Annotated in this window: 20 protein-coding genes; 9 read left to right on the forward strand and 11 right to left on the reverse strand. The window is 58.1% G+C overall.

The features are described from left to right. The first annotated feature begins 13 nt into the window (after nucleotides 1-13). On the forward strand, nucleotides 14-1,051 hold the full coding sequence (locus tag MF268_RS23290; RefSeq protein ID WP_238373120.1) for a ParB/RepB/Spo0J family partition protein: 1,038 nt from the start codon (nucleotides 14-16) through the stop codon (nucleotides 1,049-1,051). Nucleotides 1,052-1,110: 59 nt separating this feature from the next. Here MF268_RS23290 and MF268_RS23295 read toward each other — a convergent pair whose 3' ends face one another. Next, the gene (locus tag MF268_RS23295) at nucleotides 1,111-2,112 is read right to left on the reverse strand and encodes an NAD-dependent epimerase/dehydratase family protein (protein WP_238373121.1); all 1,002 of its coding nucleotides are present in this window, start codon (nucleotides 2,110-2,112) and stop codon (nucleotides 1,111-1,113) included. Nucleotides 2,113-2,397: 285 nt separating this feature from the next. Between MF268_RS23295 and MF268_RS23300 the strand changes: the two genes are divergently transcribed. Continuing rightward, complete coding sequence (locus tag MF268_RS23300) at nucleotides 2,398-3,390, forward strand: glycosyltransferase (RefSeq protein WP_238373122.1); 993 nt, start codon at nucleotides 2,398-2,400, stop codon at nucleotides 3,388-3,390. 13 nt (nucleotides 3,391-3,403) lie between these two features. Here MF268_RS23300 and MF268_RS23305 read toward each other — a convergent pair whose 3' ends face one another. Beyond that, nucleotides 3,404-4,225 (reverse strand): ABC transporter permease, encoded by an 822-nt coding sequence (locus MF268_RS23305; protein WP_238373123.1) that lies wholly within the window; start codon nucleotides 4,223-4,225, stop codon nucleotides 3,404-3,406. 136 nt (nucleotides 4,226-4,361) lie between these two features. Here MF268_RS23305 and MF268_RS23310 point away from each other — a divergent pair, with 136 nt between their 5' ends. Beyond that, nucleotides 4,362-5,747 (forward strand): KpsE/RkpR family capsule polysaccharide export protein, encoded by a 1,386-nt coding sequence (locus MF268_RS23310; RefSeq protein WP_238373124.1) that lies wholly within the window; start codon nucleotides 4,362-4,364, stop codon nucleotides 5,745-5,747. Nucleotides 5,748-5,751: 4 nt separating this feature from the next. After that, a complete protein-coding gene (locus MF268_RS23315; protein ID WP_238373125.1) occupies nucleotides 5,752-6,405 on the forward strand; it encodes an ABC transporter ATP-binding protein in 654 nt (217 codons plus the stop codon). A gap of 78 nt (nucleotides 6,406-6,483) precedes the next feature. Here the strand turns inward: MF268_RS23315 and MF268_RS23320 are convergent, their stop codons facing one another. From MF268_RS23320 to MF268_RS23330, 3 genes are read right to left on the reverse strand one after another with little or no spacing between them, the layout of a single operon-like run. Continuing rightward, nucleotides 6,484-8,256 carry a glycosyltransferase family protein gene (locus tag MF268_RS23320; protein ID WP_238373126.1) on the reverse strand — a complete coding sequence of 591 codons (1,773 nt, stop codon included), beginning with the start codon at nucleotides 8,254-8,256 and terminating at the stop codon, nucleotides 6,484-6,486. Nucleotides 8,257-8,305: 49 nt separating this feature from the next. Continuing rightward, nucleotides 8,306-9,451: a hypothetical protein gene (locus MF268_RS23325; protein ID WP_238373127.1), complete on the reverse strand. Its 1,146-nt coding sequence runs from the start codon at nucleotides 9,449-9,451 to the stop codon at nucleotides 8,306-8,308. Nucleotides 9,452-9,498: 47 nt separating this feature from the next. Next, entirely contained in the window at nucleotides 9,499-10,734 is a 1,236-nt protein-coding gene (locus MF268_RS23330; protein ID WP_238373128.1) for a hypothetical protein, read from the reverse strand. Nucleotides 10,735-10,992: 258 nt separating this feature from the next. Between MF268_RS23330 and glf the strand changes: the two genes are divergently transcribed. The 5 genes from glf to MF268_RS23355 all read left to right on the forward strand — a co-directional run bounded on the left by glf (nucleotide 10,993) and on the right by MF268_RS23355 (nucleotide 17,041). Beyond that, on the forward strand, nucleotides 10,993-12,150 hold the full coding sequence (glf, locus tag MF268_RS23335; protein ID WP_238373129.1) for a UDP-galactopyranose mutase: 1,158 nt from the start codon (nucleotides 10,993-10,995) through the stop codon (nucleotides 12,148-12,150). A 382-nt stretch (nucleotides 12,151-12,532) separates the two neighbouring features. After that, the gene (locus tag MF268_RS23340) at nucleotides 12,533-13,873 is read left to right on the forward strand and encodes an FkbM family methyltransferase (RefSeq protein ID WP_238373130.1); all 1,341 of its coding nucleotides are present in this window, start codon (nucleotides 12,533-12,535) and stop codon (nucleotides 13,871-13,873) included. 9 nt (nucleotides 13,874-13,882) lie between these two features. Continuing rightward, nucleotides 13,883-14,824, forward strand: a complete 942-nt coding sequence (locus MF268_RS23345; protein ID WP_238373131.1) for a 6-hydroxymethylpterin diphosphokinase MptE-like protein — start codon at nucleotides 13,883-13,885, stop codon at nucleotides 14,822-14,824. Next, a complete protein-coding gene (locus MF268_RS23350; RefSeq protein ID WP_238373132.1) occupies nucleotides 14,808-15,797 on the forward strand; it encodes a glycosyltransferase family 2 protein in 990 nt (329 codons plus the stop codon). Before MF268_RS23345 ends, MF268_RS23350 begins: the two co-directional genes overlap by 17 nt. Nucleotides 15,798-15,811: 14 nt before the next feature. After that, nucleotides 15,812-17,041 (forward strand): tetratricopeptide repeat protein, encoded by a 1,230-nt coding sequence (locus MF268_RS23355; RefSeq protein WP_238373133.1) that lies wholly within the window; start codon nucleotides 15,812-15,814, stop codon nucleotides 17,039-17,041. On the opposite strand, the gene MF268_RS23360 is transcribed toward MF268_RS23355, so the two are convergent. The 6 genes from MF268_RS23360 to MF268_RS23385 form a co-directional block, all read right to left on the reverse strand. Then, the gene (locus MF268_RS23360) at nucleotides 17,038-17,862 is read right to left on the reverse strand and encodes a hypothetical protein (RefSeq protein WP_238373134.1); all 825 of its coding nucleotides are present in this window, start codon (nucleotides 17,860-17,862) and stop codon (nucleotides 17,038-17,040) included. The two genes, MF268_RS23355 and MF268_RS23360, sit on opposite strands and share 4 nt — an antisense overlap. Before the next feature lie 407 nt (nucleotides 17,863-18,269). Continuing rightward, nucleotides 18,270-19,241 carry a GSCFA domain-containing protein gene (locus MF268_RS23365; protein WP_238373135.1) on the reverse strand — a complete coding sequence of 324 codons (972 nt, stop codon included), beginning with the start codon at nucleotides 19,239-19,241 and terminating at the stop codon, nucleotides 18,270-18,272. A gap of 119 nt (nucleotides 19,242-19,360) precedes the next feature. After that, nucleotides 19,361-20,245, reverse strand: coding sequence for an SMP-30/gluconolactonase/LRE family protein (locus MF268_RS23370; protein WP_238373136.1), 885 nt, complete (start codon nucleotides 20,243-20,245; stop codon nucleotides 19,361-19,363). Next, a complete protein-coding gene (locus MF268_RS23375) occupies nucleotides 20,245-22,335 on the reverse strand; it encodes a motility associated factor glycosyltransferase family protein (RefSeq protein WP_238373137.1) in 2,091 nt (696 codons plus the stop codon). The genes MF268_RS23370 and MF268_RS23375 overlap by 1 nt, the downstream gene beginning before the upstream one ends. Continuing rightward, entirely contained in the window at nucleotides 22,328-23,251 is a 924-nt protein-coding gene (locus MF268_RS23380) for a phosphoglycerate dehydrogenase (RefSeq protein WP_238373138.1), read from the reverse strand. The genes MF268_RS23375 and MF268_RS23380 overlap by 8 nt, the downstream gene beginning before the upstream one ends. Next, entirely contained in the window at nucleotides 23,248-23,925 is a 678-nt protein-coding gene (locus tag MF268_RS23385; protein ID WP_238373139.1) for an acylneuraminate cytidylyltransferase family protein, read from the reverse strand. Before MF268_RS23385 ends, MF268_RS23380 begins: the two co-directional genes overlap by 4 nt. Nucleotides 23,926-23,932: the final 7 nt, after the last annotated feature.

Below are 23,932 nucleotides of genomic sequence, written 5' to 3' on the forward strand. Positions count from 1 at the left end.
AGAGGGAAGTGACATGGCCAAACGCAAGCGTCTGACACCGGCACAGCCGGGTTATCTCGACCCGGGTGAGACCGGTCCCGCCCTGTCCCGTCCCGGGCCGATGATCAGCGCGCCGATTGCACAGGTCGCGAGCGAAGCCTCGGCAACGGCCGCCTTGGAAGAGCTGAGCACGGCGCTGGAGAGCGCCCGTCGCGAGGGCCGCTTTATCGAGACCCTGCCCCTTGGCGCGATCGATCCGCATTACATCGTCCGGGACCGGATCGCTCAGGACGAAGAGGAGATGGAGGCGCTGGCGGCAAGCCTTGCCTCCCGGGGCCAGCAAAGCCCGATCGAGGTGGTGGCCTACCCTGCGCCGAAAGACGGGTTCACTCACGGGTTGATCTCGGGCTGGCGGCGGCTTCTGGCGTTGCAGCGGCTCGAGGCCGAGCATGGTGACGGACGCTTCGCCAAGGTGAAAGCTCTCGTCGTGACTCCGGACGACATGCAGGCCGCCTATGTGGCGATGGTCGAGGAAAACGAGATCCGCGCCAACCTCAGCCTGTACGAGCGGGCAAGGATCGCGCTGCGCGCTCATGAAGGGGGCGTCTATCCAACGCTGAAAGCGGCTCTGAATAGCCTGTTTGGCTCTGTTTCCCGCTCTAAAAGATCCAAGATTAACAGCTTTGTGCCTCTGGTACAGCAGTTGGATGACGTGCTGGCCTTTCCTGCGGCCATTTCCGAAAAGCGCGGGCTGGAATTGTCCAAGGCGGTGCAGGAGAGCCCGGACTTTGTAGAAAAGCTTCATAACCGGCTGGCGTCCGCTAACCGGGGCGAGGCGCAGGGCGAACTGGACATCCTGAGCGCTGCCATCGCCGAATATCAGCGCCCCCCTGCCCAGCTCGCGCCACGGGAGCCTGCTTCTGTCCGCCCGTCAACAAAGCCTGAAACAGGCTTTGTCAAAGCACCCGAGGCCCGGTTCGATGCGGCCGAAGGGCGGATCGAAATTACAGGTGAAGGCGTTGACGAGGCGCTCTTCGAAGCGCTCAGGAAGTGGTTGGCGGCAAAAGCGTAAATGTTTCGCGCGCGAAACAAGTTTGAGCTAACTTATTGAAAATGTAGAGCCTGGCCTGCTCAGACTTCGTAATAGTCCCGGTACCAGTCGACGAAACGCTGAATTCCGGCTTCAACCGGCACCTTGGGCACATATCCGGTCAGATCCTCGATCAATCCGGTATCCGCCCATGTGGCGGGCACGTCACCCGGCTGCATCGGATGCATGATCTTTTCTGCCTCACGCCCGCAGGCTTTTTCGATAGCGGCGATGAAGGTCATCAGGGGGGTTGGCGAAGACGCCCCGATGTTCACCACCCGGAAAGGCGCCACGGGGCTGAGGGAATCTTTTTCCGAGACCGGTTCATCCCCCGGCACCGCATCGATCAGACCGGTAATACCATCCACGAGATCGTCGATATAAGTGAAATCGCGTTGCATTTTGCCGTGGTTGTAAACATCAATCGGCTCGCCGTTGAGGATCGCCCGGGTGAACTTGAAATGCGCCATGTCCGGTCGCCCCCAGGGGCCGTAAACGGTGAAGAACCGGAACATGGTTATCGGCAGGTGGTAGAGATGGGCATAGGAATGCGCCATCGACTCCGTCGCCTTTTTCGTTGCCGCGTAGAAGGACATCTGGTGATCGGCCCTCTGCGTCTCGACATAGGGCATCTCGGTATTCGCCCCATAGGCGGAAGAGGTCGAGGCCAGCAGCATATGGGCAGGCGGAAAGGCGCGCGCCGCTTCCAGTAGCTCGAAAGTGCCGATAAGGTTCGCCTCGACATAAGAACGCGGGCTGTCGATGGAAAACCGGACACCGGCCTGCGCGGCAAGATGAATAACCAGATCCGGCCGTTCTTTCTCGAATAGCTCCATCAGGAGACCCGAGTCCTCTAGCTTGGCCCGCAATGGGGTGAAACCAGCCGATTGCGACAACATCGATTGCCGGCGTTCCTTGAGGCCCACGTCATAATAGTCGGAAAACGCATCCAGACCGATGACACGCCAGCCCAGTTCAAGCAGACGGGCAGAGACAAAATATCCGATGAACCCGGCCGAGCCGGTTACAAGAGCTGTTTTCATGCGTCTTTGTCCACCTGATTGATCCCGCTGTCAAATCTTGAAGAAGGGGCTCTGCCCCTCCGGTCAAAATCAGGAATTTTGCCCGTCACCCCGGGATATTTGGAACCCAAAGAAGGCACGATTTTTTCTTCTTTGGGTCAAAAAACATCCCGGGGGAGTCGCCTGTCAGGGGGACGGGGGCAGAGCCCCCCTCTTGTCGGACGGTTTGACACTGGCGCGAAATTATGGGTTTTGCGCATCTGGAGCCGAGAGGCTGAACCCGGGTGACAAAGGAACCTCCGCGCAGTGCGTATCGAAGACAGAACCGACAGGCAGAGACTGGTTGCCGTGGTGGTTACCTATAACCGGCTTGAGAAGCTTCAGCAGACGGTGGAACGGTTGCTGGAGGCTCCGGAAGCGGATCTGGCGGCGGTCGTGGTGGTGGACAACGCCTCGACGGACGGCACTGGGGACTGGCTTGCCGGGCTTGCCGATCCCCGTCTTGTTCTGCATCCGAGCGCGCGGAACGTCGGGGGCGCCGGCGGGTTCGAAGCGGGTATGCGTCATGCGGTAGCGGCGCTCGATCCGGACTGGATCCTGGTGATGGATGACGATGCGCGGCCTGTACCGGGGGCGCTGACGGCGTTTCACGAGATGGATACATCAGAATGGGACGCGGTTGCGGCAGCGGTCTATTACCCCGGTGGCGAGATCTGCGAGATGAACCGCCCGTCGCGCAATCCCTTCTGGCATGCGCGCGAGTTTCGTCAAACCCTGTTCGGGGGCGGCCGTGGCGGCTTTCACATCGAACCCGAGGATTACCGGGGCGAGGGGCGGCAGATCGACGTGGCCTCCTTTGTCGGGCTTTTCGTGTCACGGGGGGCTATCGAGCGAGTCGGCTATCCGGACGGGCGGCTGTTCGTCTATGGCGAAGACGGGCTTTATACGCTTGGCCTGTCGAAACAGGGCGGGCGGATCCTGTTTGCGCCGCAGGTGGTCTTCGAGCATGATTGTTCCACCTTCGAGGGGCAGCGCGGGCGGTTTAGGCCGCTCTGGAAGGTATATTATTATCACCGCAACCTGCTGCTGCTGTACCGGATGGCGGCGGGGTGGATGTTCTGGCCGGTTCTGCTGGCGATCCTGCCCAAGTGGCTGTCGAAGGTCCGGCATCACTCGGGCGAGCGGGGGGTCTTTTTGCGTCTGTTGACACGGGCGATAGGGGACGGGCTGCGGGGCCGGACCGGGGTGGATCACGGCAGCATCCTGACAATGGCAGAAACAGAGAAAACGCCCAGATAGGGTCTGATTTTCCTTAGCGGTTGAGGATATCCCGGTGGTAGCGTCCGAGCAGGATCTGTCCCATGGCCATCAGCCCCAGCGAAACGCCAAGCACGTAAATTTCATTCACGTAAGAGGCGGTATAGGTCGAATAGAATCCGACCCTCATCAGCCCGATGATATGCACCAACGGATTGTACCAGAGGATATTTTGGGCAAGAGGGGGCAGGGATTCAAAAGTGTAGAGAACCCCGGAGGCGAGAAAAAGTGGCCGGGTAATGATCGACCAGGCGATGTCCCAGATCGGGAACAGCCCGATCAGCGCGCAGTTGATTGTTCCGACTCCAAGCCCGAGGATCATTGCAAGTACCATCGCGGTGACCACGGGGGGCAGGTCGAGGCTCGCATGGGTGTCCGTGACCAGCATCACGCCGCTTAAGAGCAGGATGGAGATCAGCACGGAGGTCAGGCTGTTCAGGAAGAACCGGGCAAGGATGGCATCCATCCAGGTGACGGCCGGGTATTTCAGCAGCGGTTTGGAGAAGCTAATGGCGCGGGACGTAGCCCGGCTGACATTCTGGTAGAGATCGAAGGGCAGGTAGCCCGTGGCATAGAACAGCAGGAAGCTGGTCCCCAGCGACGGGGTGCGCACGATCAGTGAAAACCCGATGCTGAGCACGATGATCGCGGCCAGAGGTTCCACCACGGCCCAGAGATAGCCCCCCGGTGTGCGCCCGTAGCTGGTGGACATCTCGCGCAGGATCAGCGCCAGCACCGTACGCAGGGTTGCAAAGCGGCGTCCGCCGTTCTTGGCAGGTGTAACCGAAGGGGGCAGAGGCGGGGGAAGGGCGGTCATGAACGCCTGTCTGTGCTGGTGTTTACGCCCTTGGTTATGTAAGAAATAAAGCCAGAACACAAATGGCTTCACGTCCGCGGAGACAGGGTGCGGGACGCGACGCAGGGGCACAGGCACAGGCAGGAAACCAGGATCAATGAATCTCGATAATGGGGCAGATGGCCGAACCGGGATGGAAGCGGAAACCGGGAAGGACGAGACGCCCGGTCAGGAAACGGTGACCTCCCGCGAGACCGGTAAAGTTCCCGAAGCCACACCGCCTGCGCAAAAAGGCGGTGGCAAAAAAGGTGGCGGCAAGGGCGGCGGGCTGAAGAAAAAACGCAGGCAGGAACGGCTGGCTGCGCGGGCACAGGAACAGGTCGAGGTGATCGATCCGGCGAAAGTGCAACCCATTGCCCGTCCGGCGCGGATGAAAAAGCGCCATTGGGGGCTTATACTGAGCTTTGTGCTGATGGTGCTGCTGCCCTTTGCAGGGGTGGTCTATTACCTCGGCACCCATGCGACCGATCAGTATCTCTCGACCACGGGCTTCACGGTGCGCACGCAAGAAAGCGGTGCGGCCAACGAATTGCTGGGCGGGCTGGCGCAGTTTGCCGGCGGCACTGCGGCTTCGGACAGCGATATCCTCTACGAGTTCATCCAGAGCCAGGAGATGGTCGAGGCGGTCAATGCTAATGTCGACCTGCGGGAGCATTACACGCAGGTCTGGCCGCATGACTGGGCTTTTGGTCTCTGGCCCGAGGCTTCGATGGAGGATCTGGTCTGGTACTGGCACCGGATTGTGGGCATTGCCTATGATTCAGGGACCGGACTGACCGAAGTGACGGTTTCGGCCTTTGATCCGGAAACCGCGCAGAAGATCACCGCTGAAATCGTGCGCGAAAGCCAGGACAGGATCAACGACCTGAACGCGCGGGCGCGCGAGGATGCGCTTGGCTATGCCCGGGCCGATCTCGAAGAGGCGCTGGAACGGCTGAAAGGTGCGCGCGAGGCATTGACCCGCTTTCGCACCCGGACCCGGATCGTCGATCCGGCTGCGGATATGCAGAGCCGCATGGGAGTGATGGGCAATCTCCAGCAGCAGTTGGCGGCGGCCTTGATCGAATATGACCTGCTGCGCGGTACCACCAATGGCAGCGATCCGCGTCTGACCAAGGCGGAGCAGCGCATCGAGGTGATCCGGGACCGGATCCAGATCGAGCGCCAGACCTTTACCAGCGACAATACCGATACCGGGGCGGTGGGCGAGGATTACCCGACGCTGATCGCGGAGTATGAAAGCCTTGCAGTGGACGCCGAGTATGCGGAGCAGTCCTATCGGGCGGCGCTGACCGCGCTGGAGGCGGCGCGGGACGATGCGGCGCGCCAGAGCCGGTATCTCGCGACCTATATCAAGCCGACGCTGGCGCAGGATTCCGAATATCCGCAGCGGTTCATCCTCGGCGGATTGTCGGCCCTGTTCCTGCTGCTGTTCTGGTCGATCCTGTCGCTGATCTACTATTCGATCCGGGACCGGAGCTGAGGCGGTGATCCGTTTCGAGAACCTGACCAAGAGTTTCCGGGTCCGGGGCGAGCGCCGGGTGGTGATCGACGATCTGAACCTGACCCTGCCGACGGGCAAGTCGCTGGCGTTGCTGGGGCGGAACGGGGCGGGAAAGTCGACCCTGCTGGAGATGATTTCCGGTACGATCCGCCCGGATTCGGGTCGCATTGTCAGCGATGGCTCGATTTCATGGCCTGTCGGCTTCGGGGGGTCGTTTCACCGGGAACTGACCGGGGCGCAGAACGTGCGATTCATCGCACGGATCTACGGGGTGGATACGGATGAGCTCTTGAAGTTCGTCGAGGATTTTGCCGAACTGGGCAAGTTCTTCTACATGCCGGTCCGCAGCTATTCCAGCGGCATGCGCTCGCGTCTTGCATTCGGGGCCTCGATGGGGATCCGCTTTGATACCTATCTGGTGGACGAAACCACGGCGGTGGGGGATGCGGCTTTTAAACGCAAGAGCCGGGCGGTTTTTGCTGACCGGATGCATCATTCGAGCTCGATCATGGTGAATCATTCGATGGGGCAGGTGCGCGAGTTCTGTAATGCGGGGCTGGTGCTGGAAAAAGGGCGGCTGCAGTATTTCGAAGATCTCGAAGAGGCCATCGAGGTGCATCAGGCGCTGATGGCCTGAGGTTCCGACCGGGCAGGGGGGCGCTGCCCCCGTCCTGCGAACTCCCCCGGGATATTTTCAGACCCAAAGAAAGGCGGATCAGCCCAGTTTCTTTTGCCAATATTCCGGGGCGGTGAGGCGGTCATAGCCGCTGCGGTAGCTGGTTTTGAGGTCGTCATATTCGCGCATGAAGCGGATCAGCATCTTGGTCATCTGCCAGCAGGTCGCGAAGAAGCGGCGCTTGGACTGGATGACCGTATAGGCCTTGTCGCGGTTGGCGCTGAGATAGGTGACCTTGCGGGCTCCGTAGGCGGGATAGACGATGCCGCGATCGGCCATGGTCAGGTTGATCTTGTCCCAGAACCGCGCGGAAAACGGGACTAAATGGCCATTTAGAGTATACGTCCCGATCAGGGTGCGGATCGGGCGGGAGATTTTTGTCAGGCGTTTTTTCTCGCTCAGGTCGGCCTGGTCGATGTCGCGCCAGACCTCTTCGTCCATCATGTCCTTAATGTCGGCACGACGTTGCGCCATGTCGATATTTTCGTCGAAGAAATCGGGCCCGCGCATCACGTCCTGCCATGCCAGCAGCTGAGCCTGGGCGCTTTCGTAATGGAAGCGCAGCATCGAGCGCATGATGAAGCGGATCGGGACCTTGGCGGTGCCAAGCGCGCTGCGTTCGAGTTCCGGGGTGACGAGATGCTGGATGATATGATTGCGCAGGTCGAGATATAGGGTTTGTGCACTTTCCTTTTCGGAGAAGTCGTCCTGGAAGGAGACCACGCCATTCAGGGTATGGATGTTGAAATCGTTCATCAGCGAGAAGGAGATGTCGTCGCCGCGCACGAAGAAGGGGAATGGGTGATGTTTCACCTGGTCGATGGCGAAGGCGAAGAACCACCAGCCGCCGTAGAGCGTGGCCGGGCGCTGGTGGCCGGAGGTGAGCTCCATCTTGATCACTTCCTTGGGTTCGCGCAGGTCGGCGCCGCAGGAAATCGGGCGGCAGGCGCCGTCGAACCATGCGCCGTTTTCCCACATCGCCCATTTATGGGTGTTGTTGATCATCGCCCCGGCGACCGCGTTGCGTCGGTCTTTTGAGAAGGCGAGGAACATGTAGGTGCGGGCGATATTCTCCATGTGGAAGGAGGCGTCGTCATCCATGAAGAGGCAATGGGAGAACCCGGCTTTGGTAGCCTCCATCAGCCCGCGAGCGAAACCACCGGCACCGCCGTAATTGGGGTTGTTGATCGGGGTGACCCGGGGAGAAGCCGGGATTTCGGCGCTGTTGCCATTGTCGACCACCTGCACGTGGATCTGCTTGGCATAAGGAAAGCCTTCGATGAAATCGCTCAAGCGGGCGACGGTTTCGCGGACCTGTTCTTCGCGTTTGAACGTCGTGATCGATACGGCCAGTCGGGGCAGGTCGGCGGGGGTGTCGCGGGTAGCGAAGCGGCCGCTGGTAAAGGTGAAACCATCGGCGTCGAGACCGCGGATATCGACGAAAACCAGACCCTGTACCGAGCGATCGATCAGGTCGGAGATGTCGAGCTGAAAGGGAGCGCCTGCCTCGAGCGTCTCGATTTCGCTGTAGATCATGTTGGAGGAGCGTTCGGCGGAGGTTTGTACCACCCGGATAAAGGCACGGCCCGAGCCGTTCAGTTCGACGATCAGGGAGTCGAGCCCGCAGCCTTTCATCCATTTGTCGAGGCTGAAGAGGTTGAAATAGCTGTTGAAGCCGAGCTTGCCGCCTGCCCCGGCCCAGAGCTCTTGCCGGCTTTGGGAGAACCCGGTGGCGCCATCTGTCTGCACGTAGAGCGACAGTTCGGTACAGATTGACGGTTCGGGGAGGATAAGGGTCTGGAGGGTGATCATCTTACGTCTCTAAAAAGTGATTTTTGCCTGTTCCGGCGGATATGGGACATCATGCTGTAGCCGCATATTCCCGGGCTAGGCCTTGAATGAAATCGCGCAACCTGTCGTTTGGCAGACTGTTGAGCGGAATCTTGGAGAGAAAATCGGCCACCGCTTCGGATTCCGGGATGGGGAGCGGTTTTGTCATCTCGTCGATATCGGGGAAAAACGCGTCCTGCCCGGTCAGTTCGGACAGGTAGGCATGGATCGGGACGAATTTTTCAGCCAGTTCGGCGCGCAGTGAGCCGCCGAACATCTCGATCTCGCGATTGGGCAGGGGGGTGATGTGTTTCTTGCTGGTCAGCAGGTAGTGGCGCATCTCGCCGGCTTCCTGTGCGGGCAGGTCGTGGTTGGCGCGGCGGGCGATTTCCATCGCGGCGCGGGGCAGGCTTTCATTGGCGCGCAGGCTGGTCTTGAGCCCTTGGGGCAGGCTGAGCCCGGTGGTGCCGAAGAAATCCTCGACCGAACCGCCAGAGGCCAGCACATCGGCGTAGTTGCGGATATGGAGCGGCGCACCGGGGAAACGGTCGACCCAAGGAGCGATGACGCTTTTATAGTTGAAGTGGATCGTCTTGGTGTAATGGTCAGCGGCGCCGTCGCTGATCGCGCGGACCTTGTCACCAAAGCGCATCCGCTGGGCATGCCAGGCTACGAGGTATTCATCGGGGCGGCGTAATACGCAATATAGAGACTGTTCTGCCTCGGGAAAGATGTCGCGGACCTTGTCGATCATATCGGGGTGGCGGGGGCCGAAATTGGCCATGACCTCGGAGCAGAGGACGACGGTTTCCGGTTGCAGGAAATGCGCCTGCATCTGCATTGCCCGCACCATCTGGCCGACGCCGGGCAGACCTTCGTGCCAGGGCGGGGGGGTGCCGTTATTGGCCTGCGCCAGCATTTTGAAAGCCAGCGCATTATGCGGCTCGCGCGCGTTCATCGGCGGCGCGCCCTTGCTGGCCTTCGTGACCCGGCTGCGCAGCCCGCTGGGCAGGGGGGTATGTTCCAGCAGGCGCGCGGCCATGTAGGACATGCTTTCGCTTTCGACGCCGGGATAGAGAATGCCCGCCCGCATCAGGGTGATCTGGTTCCGGAACAGGAAGCTTTGCAGTGCGGTCGAGCCGACCTTGTGGTGACCGAAGTAGATCGTGACTTTCATTGCGTTCTCACTCGTACCCGTCTCGGATGGGGCGTTGCGGCAGGGATCTAGCCCCGGCCCTCTTGCCTCTTGTTTTTCTTCCGCCCCTGCTTTCTGCCCTTGTTAGGGCCTTTTTCAGCCGGTTCTCCCTCCACATCGCGAAGCCGTTTGCCATGCAGGAAGGCAGGCCAGTTGACCTCGTCGTTTTCCAGCAGGCCGCCGATCATCCGCGACATCAGGTCGAGCGAGCGCATCTCGGAGGGGGGCAGGTAATCGGCCGGTCTGGCGGATTGCGGCTTTTTCAGGGCCTTGTCCACTGCGGCCTGCAATTCCTGCTGCATCAGCGGGGCACCGTCAAAAAAGGTATCGTCCATGGCGCGGGCATCGGCCATGTAGGTTTTCTGGATAGCCCGGGCGAGGGTCTTGTGCAGGGCGATCTTGGTACTTTGCGGCGGGGGCGGCATCTGGCCGATGATGCGGGCGATTTCCCAGCCCACCTTGAGCCGCAGGTCGCGGGGAGCCGAGAGATGCCGTTGCAGCACCTTGAGCCGCATCAGGTCCTCGACGCAGAGCGATTCATTGGCCGCATCGGTGCCGGTGATCTCGAACTCCAGCCCGCCAAAGGCGTAATGGATGAAATCGTCTACCACCGATTTGCGGTAGAGCGCATCGCGCACCATCGGGCGCAGGGTGAAGGCATCGCCATAAGCTTCGCGCCAGGCGGTGAAGCGCGGCAGGTAGATGAATTCGCCACCGGTCTGCTTGTTGGCGGCAAACTGGTCGAGATCGCTTTTCAGGGCGCGGGGCACGCCGACCTTGGTGCGTTCGGCAAAGCTTGAGGTGATACGCGCGGCATGGGGGCGGACATAGCCGATGATGCGGATTTCATCGGCGCTGTCGGCAAAGAAACGGTCGGTGATGTCGCGAAACACCGCGGCGGGCACGGTTTCGATCGCCTCGGCCGAGATCAGCACGAAATCGGCATCGCTGGCCGCGACCCGGGCCGCCAGCCGTTCCAGCGGCTGTGCCGCCCTGGCGCGCTCCTCGTCGGTCTGCGCCGCATGATAGGCCATGCACTGGTCGCCGAGCACGTTGCTGGCAAGCTTGGCCGGGTAGAACAGGCTGCGATCCTTCAGCGAGACGCGCCCCTTGGCAAAGGCGAGCTGGATCGAGGTCGAGCCGGTCTTGTGATCCCCGATGTGAAAGATCAGCGTCTTGCGTCCCTTGGCCGGGGCCGGGTTTGGGGCCGGCGCGTAGGACGGGGCGGCGGGAGTCTTGGGCGCTGCGGTCTTTTTTCTGAACATGGGGGCCTTATGGTCCGAGGGGTCCGAAATTTCGTGATCCGTGCTTAGGGCCTGTACCCGGTCAGAGCAAGTAGAGAGCCCCTGCAGGTAGCGGAACTTGGGGGCTGTACCCCCGAAATATGTGGAATTTCCCTGCCCCGTGCCCTTGTTGCGACATTAAGGCCAGCCCCGTCCGGAGCCTGCCCTTTGGGACGTTGAGGTTGCCGTCTCAACTTGCTCTAAGGAGGCTCAGGATTCGTAAGGCAGGAGATGCAGTTCATGGGCCAGGGCAGATTACTGATGGTAGGCGCCGGTTTGTCTGGAGCGGTGATCGGGCGTCATCTTGCCGAGGCGGGCTATGATATCACCGTGGTCGATGCCCGGTCCCATATCGGCGGCAATTGCCATACCGAGCGCGATGCCGATACCGGCGTGATGGTGCATATATACGGGCCGCATATCTTTCACACCGACGATGCCGAGGTCTGGGATTACGTCAACGCCTTCCAGACCTTCATGCCCTACAAGAACCGGGTCAAAACGACCTCGCGGGGGCAGGTGTTCTCGCTGCCGGTGAACCTGCACACGATCAACCAGTTCTTTGGCCAGACCATGCGCCCGGACGAGGCGCGCACCTTTATTACCGAGGAACAGGCCGATACCAGCATCGAGGATCCGCAGACCTTCGAGGAACAGGCGATGCGGTTCGTCGGCCGCGACCTCTACGAGGCGTTCTTCAAAGGCTACACGATGAAGCAATGGGGCTGCCACCCCAGCGAATTGCCCGCGTCGATCCTGAAACGCCTGCCGGTGCGCTTCAACTACGACGACAATTACTTCTTCCACAAATACCAGGGCATGCCGGAAAACGGCTATACGGACATGATCGGGAAAATCCTTGATCACGAGCGTATTGAGGTCAAGTTAGAGACTGTTTTCGACCGGTCTCAGGCTGGCGATTACGATCATGTCTTCTACTCCGGGCCGCTGGATGGCTGGTTCGATTTCGAACTGGGCCGGCTGGGCTACCGGACGCTGGATTTCGAGCGTTTCACCTATGACGGCGACTACCAGGGCTGCGCGGTGATGAATTACGGCGAGGTCGACGTGCCTTTTACCCGGATCACCGAGCACAAGCATTTCAGCCCCTGGGAAGAGCACGAAGGCTCGGTCTGCTACCGCGAGTTTTCCCGCGCGGCAGAGCCCGAGGACATCCCCTATTACCCGATCCGGCAGGTCGCGGAAAAGGCGCTCTTGTCGGATTACGTCAAGCTGGCCGAGGCGACCAGCGGCGTGACCTTCGTGGGCCGGCTCGGGACCTATCGTTACCTCGACATGGACGTGACCATCCGCGAGGCGCTGGATACGGCGCGCGGTTTCCTTTCCGACCGCGCCGAGGGTCGCGCCGCACTCGCCTTTTACCAGGCACCGCTGTAGGCGCAGAACGGAATTGTGCCCCCAAAGCCGCAAGATGTTGTGACCGTCGCTGTTGTGACTCCAAGCCTTGAAGCTTTGGACCTGATCTGGCTAGTGTCTCGCGAGGCTTCTGGTACGAGGCGTTGCAAGCGAAGCCTGTCACTCAGGCCTCCGTCTCACCATTCCGGCTGACGATGTCAGACAAGAGAGCAAAATGAGAAACTTTTTTTATCGGTTCGGAATCTTCCGGTTTATTTATCGGGTTATTTTCGGGGTTCGTCAGCGTACCCGAAAGTCGCTTATTCTGCTTGAAGAAATGAACCGGAATTGGGAGCGCTTTCAGGAAGAGAGCCACCGAAGCCGGGATGAGCTACGCCATGAAATGGCCCAGCAGCGCCAAGAAATGGAACGTCGAATCGCTGCACTTGGCGAGCGTCAGATCGAGCGCGATGATTTCATGTTCCAGACGCAGAAAACCTTTCAGGATACGATCACGAAAAACCTGAAATCCGAGGCACTTCAGTCAGATCTGCGTGTTTTGAGAGAGACGCAGCTGAAGCAGATTGCACCTCAAGTCGAGAGCCTCCAAGAGCAGATGGACAAGCTGCTTGCCAGAGAGGCCGAGCGGGGTGATTTTCTGCATCAGCGCCAGGTCAGCTTTGAAAAGGAACTGCATGAACTGTTCCTGAAGGGGCGGCGTGAAAACAGCCAGGTTCAGGACGAGATCCGATCCTATTTGGAAAAACTGAAAGCGGATATTCAGAAGAACCGCCCGGATGCGACGCTGAACGCCCTGAAAAAATCGATCGAGAAGATAGAGCAGCGGAGCGTGGAACATCCCAAGCTGATGGCGGAAAGCAATCGGCTGGCGGATTATGCCCGGGTTTTCAGTGGCTCCGCCCGGAAACTGCAGGCTATTCCCAAGCTTAAAGAAGCGATGAACGATTATGTCATGATGCTTGAGGAGGGCGACCCCTTCCGGCTCTGGGACTATGAAATCAGCTATCTTGACCGCAAGGCTCTCTGGATTCAGCTCAACGAGCTGATCTTTCGGGAAGAATACTTCTTTTCCGAGGATTTCGAGGCCCCTCACCGGATTATTGATGGCGGTACCAATATCGGGCTGTCGCTGCTGTTCTTCAAAGCGATCTATCCCAATGCGGAGGTCATCGGTTTCGAACCGAATGAGGATTGCTACAATGTCGCGATGGAGAATATCACCCGAAACAACCTCACGGGTGTAACCTTGATCAAGGCGGCTCTTAGCAGCGAAACAGGGCGGCAAACCCTGTTTACCAGCGCCGAGGACAGCATGGCGTCATCTCTGGCGCCGCGTGCCATCACCGAGGAAATGAAAGAGAATTCTGTCGAGGTGGATGCTGTGGCCCTGGCCGAGTATCTCGATAAACCGGTCGATTTTCTCAAGCTCGATATCGAAGGCAGCGAGGCAGAGGTGATGAACTCTGTCAGGGACAAGCTGGATGCCGTGCAGAACATCTTTTGCGAGTACCATTTCGGCAAGGGTAATACCGGAAATAACCTCAGGGATATCATCGATGTGCTCGATGACACCGGGTTCGATTACCAGATCGCGAAATCCGTCTGGTTCGGCGACCATTCCGAATACCGTCCCCTGCAGCATGTCGGGGAAAATTACAGCGGCGTGGTATATGCCAGAAAGCGGGCCCTGATGTCCGGTGCGCCTGCCGAGGGCGATCTAGATGCCACGTCCAAAGCCGTTTGAGGTGATACTATGCTGAAAAAGATTTTCCCGGCTACCTCTCAGCCTTCCGCGCCGCTGGTCATGGACAAGGCCACGGCGCTGCGGCTGGAAGCGTTGGAAAGCAAGCTCGCCGAAATGGACGATCTGGCAGCGCGTCTGACGAAAGCCGAAAAGACCCTGCAGGCCCGTACCAATGAGCTAAACAAGCTGAAGTACAACGCGACTCTGGTCTCGCGCACCATGGAGAGCGTGTTCCGCTCGATGTTCGGGCGCAGCCTGCAGGACTTTGTGGGGATCCACGCGGGGGAGCGCTGTTTCGTCATCGGAAACGGACCGTCGCTCAACAAGATCGACATGACCCGGCTCAGGACCGAGATCACGATGGGATCCAACCGGGCCTTCCTTGGCTTTGAGCAATGGGGCTTTGTCTACAATTACTGGATGCTGCAGGATCGCGTGCTGGCGGATCAGAACGCCGATGAGATCGCCGAGCAGATGCCAGATGAGGTGGTGAAGTTTCTTCCCTACACGATCATCAAGCATTTCGATGTTTCCAAGCTGCAGAACATGGTGCCGGTGCATCTGGATTATACGCGCCAGTGTACCTTTTCGAACGATCCTTCTGCCTTGCACGAAGGCTTTACAGTGACGGTCGGTCTTTTGCAGATCGCTGCCATCATGGGATGCAAGCAGATCATTCTGGTCGGGACAGATCATAACTATCCGATCCCCGAAGAAAATGTGAACGCGGACCGCAAATGGTCGGGCAAGGGGCTGGAGACCCATTTTTCTGCAGCCTACACCAACCATGAGAAGGGCCAGGTGTGGGAAATGCCCGATGTGGTCAAGATGAACCGGGCCTATGACGCCGCTGCCAAGTGGGCTGAGGAAAACGGGATCGAGATTCTGAACGCCACGCCGGGCAGCAAGCTGAATTCCTTTCCGAAGGTGGATTATGACAGCCTCTTCTGAAGAGGTCGGGGGCGCGCCCCTGATCTCGGTCGTCGTTCCTGTATACAACACCGAAGCCTATCTGCGGGAATGCCTGGATTCGATCCTCGGGCAGACGCATGGCAACCTCGAGATCCTCTGTGTCGACGATTGCTCTCCGGACAATTCGGCGGAGCTGATCCGGGAATATGCGGAACGGGACCCCCGCGTGACGCTGGTTCAGCACGAGGAAAACCAAGGGCTGGGACCCGCCCGGAATACCGGGATCCGGGCGGCCACGGGCGCGCTGATCGGTTTTGTCGACAGCGATGACTGGATCGAACCGGAGATGTATGCCCGGCTGCTGGAGACGATGCAGCGTGAGCAGGCCGACATCGTGCAATGTTCCGCCGCGCGCATCTCGGATGGTCGCAACATTGGCTCTTATCCGGTTTCAGGGGGCGCCCGGAACAAGTTCACGATGCACAGTATGTTCGGGGAAAGACCGAAATTCGTCGGGGCAGCCTGGAACAAGCTCTACAAGACCAGCCTGTTCCTCGATAACGACATCTTCTACCCGGCCATCCTGTTCGAGGACGTGGCGACCACGCCGCGTCTTGTGCATTGCGCAAAGCGGATTGCCAGCCTGCCGGAAAGCTACCTGAATTATCGCTACCGTGACGACTCGATCGTCAACGATGTCAGTATCGCCAAGGTCGAGAAGCGGATCGACGGGCTGTTCTCGGCGATGATTATCCTGGCCGGGTATTTTACAGCGCGCAAAGCCTACTCGCTGGAATTCGTTCTGAATTTCCGCGAGTACCTGATGCCTCAGCTGGAACGCAACATCCGTATCGCCCAGGAGTTTTCCGACAGGGGAGAGGCGCTGGAGTGCTGTTTGAGAGCCATCGAGGTGCACCTCATGGGGACCGAACCGGGAATCCAGTATTTCTTTCCCGACCGGGTCAAGGTGATGCAGGGATTTCGAAATCGGACCAGGTCAACCATAATCTAAAACAGAGTATCCGCATGCTCAAGAATAAGCGAAAATCAGAAGTGATTGCCGGGATGACTAAAGAAGATACCGATATAATTCATCAACGCAACAATCCATCATCAAGTGCGGTAACTTTCGTTTTTTCGACATTTGAAGGGGTGAATCGGGGCGCAAGGTCATTTTCGTTCAGACATCTTCTTCTCGATTTGGATGCCAACATCGTTTATATTAAAGATCGTTCAAATCAGTGGTACAATAGAGGAATTTTGGGGGTTGGCAGCGACCTAAGTTCTACAATAATTTCTCTTAAAGGAATAATCGAAAGTTTTGGGTATACTGAAGTCCGGTGCACAGGGACTTCAATGGGAGGCTATGCCGCCATTCTGTTTGGGAATGAAATTGGAGCGGAAAGTATTCTTGCCTTTTCGCCTCAAACTTTTTTGGCACCACCCTATCCCCGCTACAATAGAAGCCTTCATGAAGGAGAGTACCTTGATTTATCAAGGAATATTGCATCCCCGGTGGCTAAAACCAGAATTATAGTTGGCGAAGACGAACTATTTGATCTTTTTGGTGTTGCCAGACTGCCTTTTTGGAGACATATCGACCTTCAAATTGTCCGAGCTGGTACACATATGATACCCAGATTTCTTCATGATGCTGGCGTATTTAAGGGTACTTTGGTTAATCTAGCGACGACAGGAGAGTTCTCAGACCTTGGTGTTGAGCGATCTGATTTGAATTTTTCGGCTGTGGCTTCTGATTTGTGTGTGGCAGCAGAAGGTGTCTATGGAAGACATATAGGCGAAGCAAAAAATGTTTTGCAGCACTTCGTTAGAGCGCGGCCGAATTGGGCGGGCGCTCACTTTTGGCTAGGACGTGTTTTGGAAAAACAGGGAATCTATGATGCTTCTGCGGAACACCTAGAGAAAGCCGTTGAGCTTAACCCTGTAATGTACGAAGCGGCAAGTCGAGCTGCGCAGGTGCATCTGAAACAGGAAAATTGGTCCAGTGCTCTGAGATGTGGAATTTTAGCGTGGACTGTAAATAAATCGCTCACAGGAATTAGAGATCGCGTAAGTGAGGCTGTAATTGATCTTATAAAAAACGGGTTGAAACAGGAGAATGTCAGCTCTCAATGCTGGGAGTTGTTGGAAACTTTGGATGTTCTGTTTCAAAGAGAAGAACTTCAAGAGCATTCGTTGAGATCAGAGGTCAGGGAGTTGCTGGCACAACGGAAAATGTCTGATTTTAAAAGCTAACAGATTCTAGAAACTCTTTCTACTGCTCGCGCTACATCCTGATGGGTGATACGTACACCCGTCGACAGACGTAAAAAATGAGGTACCTTTTCAAGGGCCTGCTCATGAAAAGCAAGGCCCTTACGAACCATTTCCTTATGTTTCGGGAGAAGCTGCTGGATAGCTGAGATCACAGGTGCAGTGAAGCTGGGATCGATCTGGGGATTCACCTCAAGATAGAGACATATTGAGGGCCAGAGCAGAGGGTTCAGCGTTGGCAGGGCCTTGGCTACGAAGGCGCTGGCCTCTTCGGACCAATTATCCGCCGTGGGGGTGCCCTCGAAAGGGCCGTCGCAATATTCCGGGCCGAGAAACTTCTGGTATTTCTCGTTCTCGTCCATGATGCGGTCGTATAGTACCTGCTTTTCACTGTCGGTAAAGACGAATTTGCGCCCAGGCAGGTCCCAGAGCGGGCTGGCATCGTCGTAGAAACGATGCGGGTTTACCTTACCGTCGGTTGAAATCGGCTGCAACCGGTTTACAAAACCAATCAGTCGCGTTGCACGGTCACTCATTGTTTCATTTTGCCGAAAGATCTTGAAAGCGGCAGGATCACCTAACTCCAGCGTTTCGATGAAGAAGCCTACCGGCCCTAAGGGGTGAAGTTTGGTTTTTTCAAACGGATAGGTTTGCAATTCGCCTAAGCTTGCTTTCAGCTTCTCGACAGCCTCGAATTTTCGGACCGGTTTGAGCATGAACTTATGCCCGTGTTTGATGTTTTCCTGAAGCCCGCTGGTAGCCATTTCAAAGGGGCTTCGAATGAAGCATACTGGTTCCAGCATGGCGAACTTGTTCGCGAAGAAGGCATACTTTCCAGTTCTTCGATCGATAAGAAAGAGATACCTTCTCCAGAGAAGAGCACACGTTCTTTACCTTCTATAGCCTGAGCGAGCTTGTCACGGAACAAAGGGCGTGCCCAAGACCGTTCATAGCCACGGGCCAGCAGTTGTGGTCGGTTCGCATAGGTCTCGAAAAAAGCCGCGTAGAAGGGCATAGCATGATTAGGAAAGGCCTTTTCCGCCTCATCCTTAATGACTGGGTAGGACCAGCCGTTTTCTTCGAGAAGATCCCTGTTTCGGGCCAGGCTTTTCTGAATTGAGGTTGTTGCCGTCTTATGGAGGCCAACATGCAGCTTGATGTGCAAGACAGGTCTTTCTTTTGGGGAGTGGTATGAGTGGAGCCTAAGGCGTCAGTTCGTGCTTATATAGGCATCCCGGAATCTTCGGGTAATGCTCCAGACCATGGGCGGTTCGACGTGACGCTGATCGTGGCGCCACGCCATACTGCGGGGCGAGTACATGACCATCTCGTAGCTCGGGAAATAATCAACGTCGTCGAACTTGTTGTGCAGGTCTTCGGCGACGGCGCGAAGCACGGACTTGGAGTAGGAATTGGCGACGATGATATCCTGGTCCGAGAAGGTACGTAGCAGAGGGACAGGTGATACTGTGAGAATGATCTTGGGAGAGACGTTGGAATGCTCGCGGATCAAGTCGAACATGTTGATCAGACTAGTTTTGCATTCTTCATAAGTCGAGTTCCGGAACTCGAACCGACCCGTGCGCTTGGCGAATTTCCAGTTTAGGGGAGCTCCATTCAGCGGCGTACCGGTTTCGGTATCTATCCATGTTTCGGTCAGACCGAGAGTGATGAAGACAACATCGGCATCGGTGATGTTCTTGATCGTCTTGCGGACCGCTGCGGTGGTGGCGAGTTGTTCTTCGGGCTCCAACTCTCCTACGCGGTGAAGCTGCGGGTTCCAGAGTTTCGGAGGATTGATCTCGACTAAGCCGCGTTCCAGAGGGGTGTCCGTCAGGGCATCGCGCAGTTCGATTTCCATGGACTGCGGCGTGAATTTGGTCAGTACCTCGTTTTGCAGATATATGGTTTTTGCTTTGGCTGCCTCGGGCAGGTCGAGGTTCATTGAAAGTACATCCGCGCCGTTATCGCGCAGGGAAATCTCAATATTCCGGGCGAAGCACGACCCGATTGCAAAGTACTTCGAACTTTTGGGAAACTGAAATTTGGGTGTGAAAGCGATATCGATATATTCGTCGGTGCTTAGTCGGGTTGCCGCATCCTGCGGCGCATGACCTTCTTCTTTGAACTTGTCATCCAACCCGCGTGACCAATGTTTATAGTGGTTGCTGATCTCGTTCATATTAGTACTCCGGAATTCTGTGGCGGCTGGCGCGTCAGCCAATTGTCGGGGGTCTTATGGCGGATCGCAAGCGGCTTTTGCAGAGAGCCGGGAGGAAATCGGAGGGTGCTGATTTTGTCTCAGGCAAAGGCCGTGAAGACCGCAGGTTCCGGCTTTCCGGGGTCTGCATTTTCCATAACAAAAGTCTGCCCCGCCATCGCCTGCCATTGGGGCATGTCTTTCGGTAGGTTCTGTTGTGCCGTGGTGACGTAGAGACTTTTATAGGCTGCACCGCCGAAGGCAGGGCAGGACGTGTGCCCCGTAGGGAGGTCGATTGCCGTCAGGAATTCTCCGTCAGGGCTGTAGCGCGCCACCCTTGCCGCGCCCCATTGCGCATTCCACAGGCAACCCTCGCTATCGATCACCGCACCGTCCGGGCGATATTCGGGGGCTGTGTCGGTGGCGCGAAGGTCGACAAAGACCGACGTTTCGCCGTCCGGCCAGCCGGTCGCGGGATCAAGCGGCTGGCGCAGGATCTGCCGGGTTCTCGTGTCGGCGTAATAGGCGCAATTGCGCGACTGGTCGAAACAGATGGCATTCGGGGTGGTCATGCCAGTGGCAAGCTGGCGCAACGCGCCGCGATACCAGCGATAGATGCCGCCCAGTCCAGTTTCGCCTGCCTTGCCCATGGTACTGGTCCAGAACCCGCCCCAGGGATCGGCACGGCCATCGTTCGAGCGGGTCTCGCTTCGATCCGCTTCGATCTCGCAGACCCGGGTTTCCGTTCCACTCTCCAGATCGAAGCGGAACAGCCCGTATTCGTCGGCGATCAGCAGCTGGTTTGCATCAATCCAGCCTGCGGCGCTGACATGGCGGTCGAACGCCCACTCTAAAGGCGTGTCGCCGTCGCGCGACAACAGCTTGCAGCCGATGATGTCAAACCAGAACAATTGTTCCCGCTCGGGATGCCAGAGCGGGCCTTCGCCAAGAAAACAGGGACGATTATCGTAGGTAGAGACTGTCATTATGGGGTCTCCGATGGAAAGAGCTTGTCAAAATCAGCGCGTTCAAAGACGTCGAGCGCGGTCTTTCGCGACGCGTTCACCACGTTTATGCCACGCGCTGCGCAAATGTCACGGGCACGGGCATATGACACCTCGAGCACCTCCAGATTGGGTTGGTGCCATTTTTCTCCGGGGCTGCGATATTCCGGGTGAAAATGGTTTTCTTCGCCTTCGTGCAGGTAGTAGTTCCCCTGCTTGACGCTGGGCAGCGCATAGCTGTGATCTATGCCGATCAGCACGATTTCAGTGCAGCCCATATGTACAGCCATCTGGATCTGGCTGTAGACGATGGTGGACCCCCAACAGATGCCATGGCTGAGATCCGTGCTGAACTCAGGGAAATCAGGGTCTGACAAGGGCTCTTCAAAGGATTTTGGCGGCAGGAAGGGGGCAAATACCGTATCCGCTTCGTGATAGCCGAAATCGCGCATACTGGCGGGGAATATCTTGAAGCTGTCCTTCAATGCCGCGATCGCGTCGCGGTTGTTGAGCAACACCAGATGGTCTTCGACAGAGTAGTAGGTCGGTCGCCAGTCGGTATCGCCATAGGCGAGATAGATCTTGTTGGAGGCAAAGGTGATTTCGCCGCGCAGGCGGTCGAGATCAGGGATCTTCAGGCTCGGGCCATTCCCGATGATGACCGCGCGCTGCCCCGCATGGCGGTTCCGAAGCAGGCTCAGCATCACCCGGTTGGCGCGATCCTGATCCGCCTGCACCCGGGCCGGATCCAGCAGGTTATTATGGGCAAGTTGGGATTCAAGCCGGTGAATCTGCTTTGCCAGTTCGTATCCCTGGGAACGCAGCCCGTTCTCAGCCTTGAGATGCAGCGCCGCGGTCTCGTACTGCTGACGAAGCGCATTTTGAGCCCGGCCCGGCCAGAGCCGTGATGGCTGGTCTACTGCCAACTGCCCCCAATAGGCGATGGTGGTCTGCTCGGGCCGGTTTGGCCGCTGTATCTTTGCGGTACGATCCACGGGGCCGGAGGGCATGCTCCAGAGTGACAGGGGGAGGATCGCACGTAGCCCGTTCGCGTTCAGCCTGTCATCATATTCACGGGCCGCATCGCGCCCGGACAGAGGGTAGGGGAGACCGTAGCGATGCATGTCGCGGGTATCGATGCCCAGCCAATGCGGTCCTGCCCGGTGCCGGATACGCTCGGCGCGCAGGAAAGCTGTCAGATCGGTTGGAGCGAGGTTTTCGCCGTCAGGCAGAGGCTGGCCAATGTAATGACATTGAGCCTCTGTCGGGGTGGCGGCGGAAGAGTAAACCGGTGCGCCCAGGTAGAAGCCCGGTCGCAGAAAAGCGTGCAGCGCCGCTGTTCGGGCCAACATTTCCGGGTGGAGAGCCTGTGCATCATGAAGCAGGCAGAAATGGGTAAAGCCGCGCTCCGCCAGTTTTCCATAGCCGATTTCGTAAAGTCCCCGCCCCGGTCCTTTGGCACCGGTACGATCATTGGGTAACAGCGTAACCGGCTTGTATTCACCCGTTTCAGAGTCTGTTTCAGGCTCTGAAACGGCGTCCTGGATCATCGCCGGGTCCGCCTGATTATTCTGGTCTACCACGATCAGGTGGGCACTTCGGGCCGTGCTCTGCGCTCTGTGTTCTTGCCGATAATCACGAAAGGCCTGTAAGGCCCCGGCGATGCCTTGGCCTTCTGCATCCAGTATGAACGCGGTGGCACTATAGGGGGTCAGAGGTGGCTCGTTCGTGCCAAAATAGATATCGTATTCGGCGCCTTCCGACGCGCTTTCCACGACGGGCAGGATGACGCCCTCAGGCTGATCGGCCAGGAAAATCGGTGGGCTGAAGGCCGAACCGGGGTCGAAACAGGTGAGCCGCGCAATCTCCTGTTCCGCCCCGTCGGGAGAAACGTGGCGCAGGCTGACATTGACAGCGCCCTCACGCACGAAAAGCTCGACACCAAAAGCGACAAGGGAAGTGGCCTGTTTCCAGACCGGCAGATCGAAGGCATTGAGGACAGAGGCGCCGAAATCCGGTACATACCCCTGCAAACGAAACCTGATGCCATGACCCTGCATGTGATCACCCATCAAGATGCCTGAACAGGTTGTCGAGCGTATTGGCATGCACGTATTCGATCGCCTCGATCGTGCTGTTGGCGTTATGGCTCGACAGGGCGACATTTTCGAACCCCATCAGCGGATGGTCTTGCGGCAGCGGCTCTGTTTCGAACACATCCAGTGCTGCCGCGCCGACCTTGCCCGACTCGAGCGCCGCGATCAGCGCCGCCTCGTCGATCAGCCCGCCGCGCGCCACGTTGCACAGGATCACCCCGTCGCGGGCGCGGCCCAGCGTTTCGGCGTTCAGCAAGTGGAAATTCTCAGGCGTCTGGTTGCAGCAGAGCGTAATCACATCGGCCCGTTCCAGCAGGGTTTCAAAAGAGACCATCTCGATGCCGTCCGGGGCTGTCTGCATATAGGGGTCATGGGCGATGACCTCCATGCCAAGACCGCGGGCGCGCTGTCCGACCCCCTGACCGATGGCCCCATAGCCGATTACGCCCATCGTGCGCCCGGCCATGCCCGGGAACCGCCCCTTGGGCCAGCCGCCGGCGCGGATCGTGCGGTCGGTACGGGCGAGACGGCGGGTAGCTGCGAGCAACAAGCCGATGGCATATTCGCTGACCGCGTCGCGGAAGGCGCCGGGCGAATTGCAGATCGGCACGCCCAGCTCTTTCGCCGCCTCCAGATCGATGGAGTCGATACCCGTGCCCCATTTCGAAATCACCTTGAGCCGGGGCAGAAAAGCCTTCAGCACGTCGCGGGTGATCTTGTCGTCACCGGCCAGCCAGCCATCGACCTCGCCCGCGTAAGACAGGCACTGGTCCGCATCCATGAACTGGTTGACCTCGGGCCAGATCGGCGTGACGCCTTTTTCGCGCAGCAGCGCGTCAAAGCGGTCGCGCTCGTTGATCATCATGATGTTCGAGACAAGAACCGTGCTCATGTGGGGGCTCCCTTGCCCAGAACCGAGAGCAGCGCCTCGGCGATGTCGAGATCGGTCTGCGTCTTGATCACATGGCCTGAAATCGCATCCACCGGGTAAAAGGCGATCTTGCCGTTATAGGTTCCGATGCTGCCGGATTCGACCGCGTCGATATAGGGTTTCGCGCGCCAGCCGGTGATTGACCATGTCACGCGCTGCACCGGTTTCAGGTCCTGCGAATTGGTCTTTTCGGCAAAGGTGAAGTTCACCGGCTGATCCTGATAGGCAACCTCGATCTGGTCCTCGATACAGGACAGCATCACATCCGCGTCCGAGGCGATAAAGGCTTCGGAAAAGGATTTGACCTCTTCGGCGCTGAGCAGGGGGGCGATGGAATGGACCTGCACCAGCAGGTCGCATTCGACGTTCTTGAGAAAGTCGTAGACGAACTGCTCAGAGGTGGCGACGGAATTGCCGAGCTCTTCGGGGCGCTGGTAGAATTTCACGCTCTCGCCGTCGGCGAATTGCCCGAATTCGGCGTTTTCCGAGTTTATATAAATCGCATCGAAACAGCCGGCGGCGCGGCATTTGTCGATGGCATGGGTGATCAGCGGTTGCCCGGCCAGGGGGGCGAGGTTCTTTTTCTTGAGACGCTGGCTGCCCATGCGGGCCGGGATCATGGCGACGGTTTTCATTGTCTAC

It is taken from the genome of Heliomarina baculiformis (assembly GCF_019966545.1).
Classification (GTDB): domain Bacteria; phylum Pseudomonadota; class Alphaproteobacteria; order Rhodobacterales; family Rhodobacteraceae; genus Heliomarina; species Heliomarina baculiformis.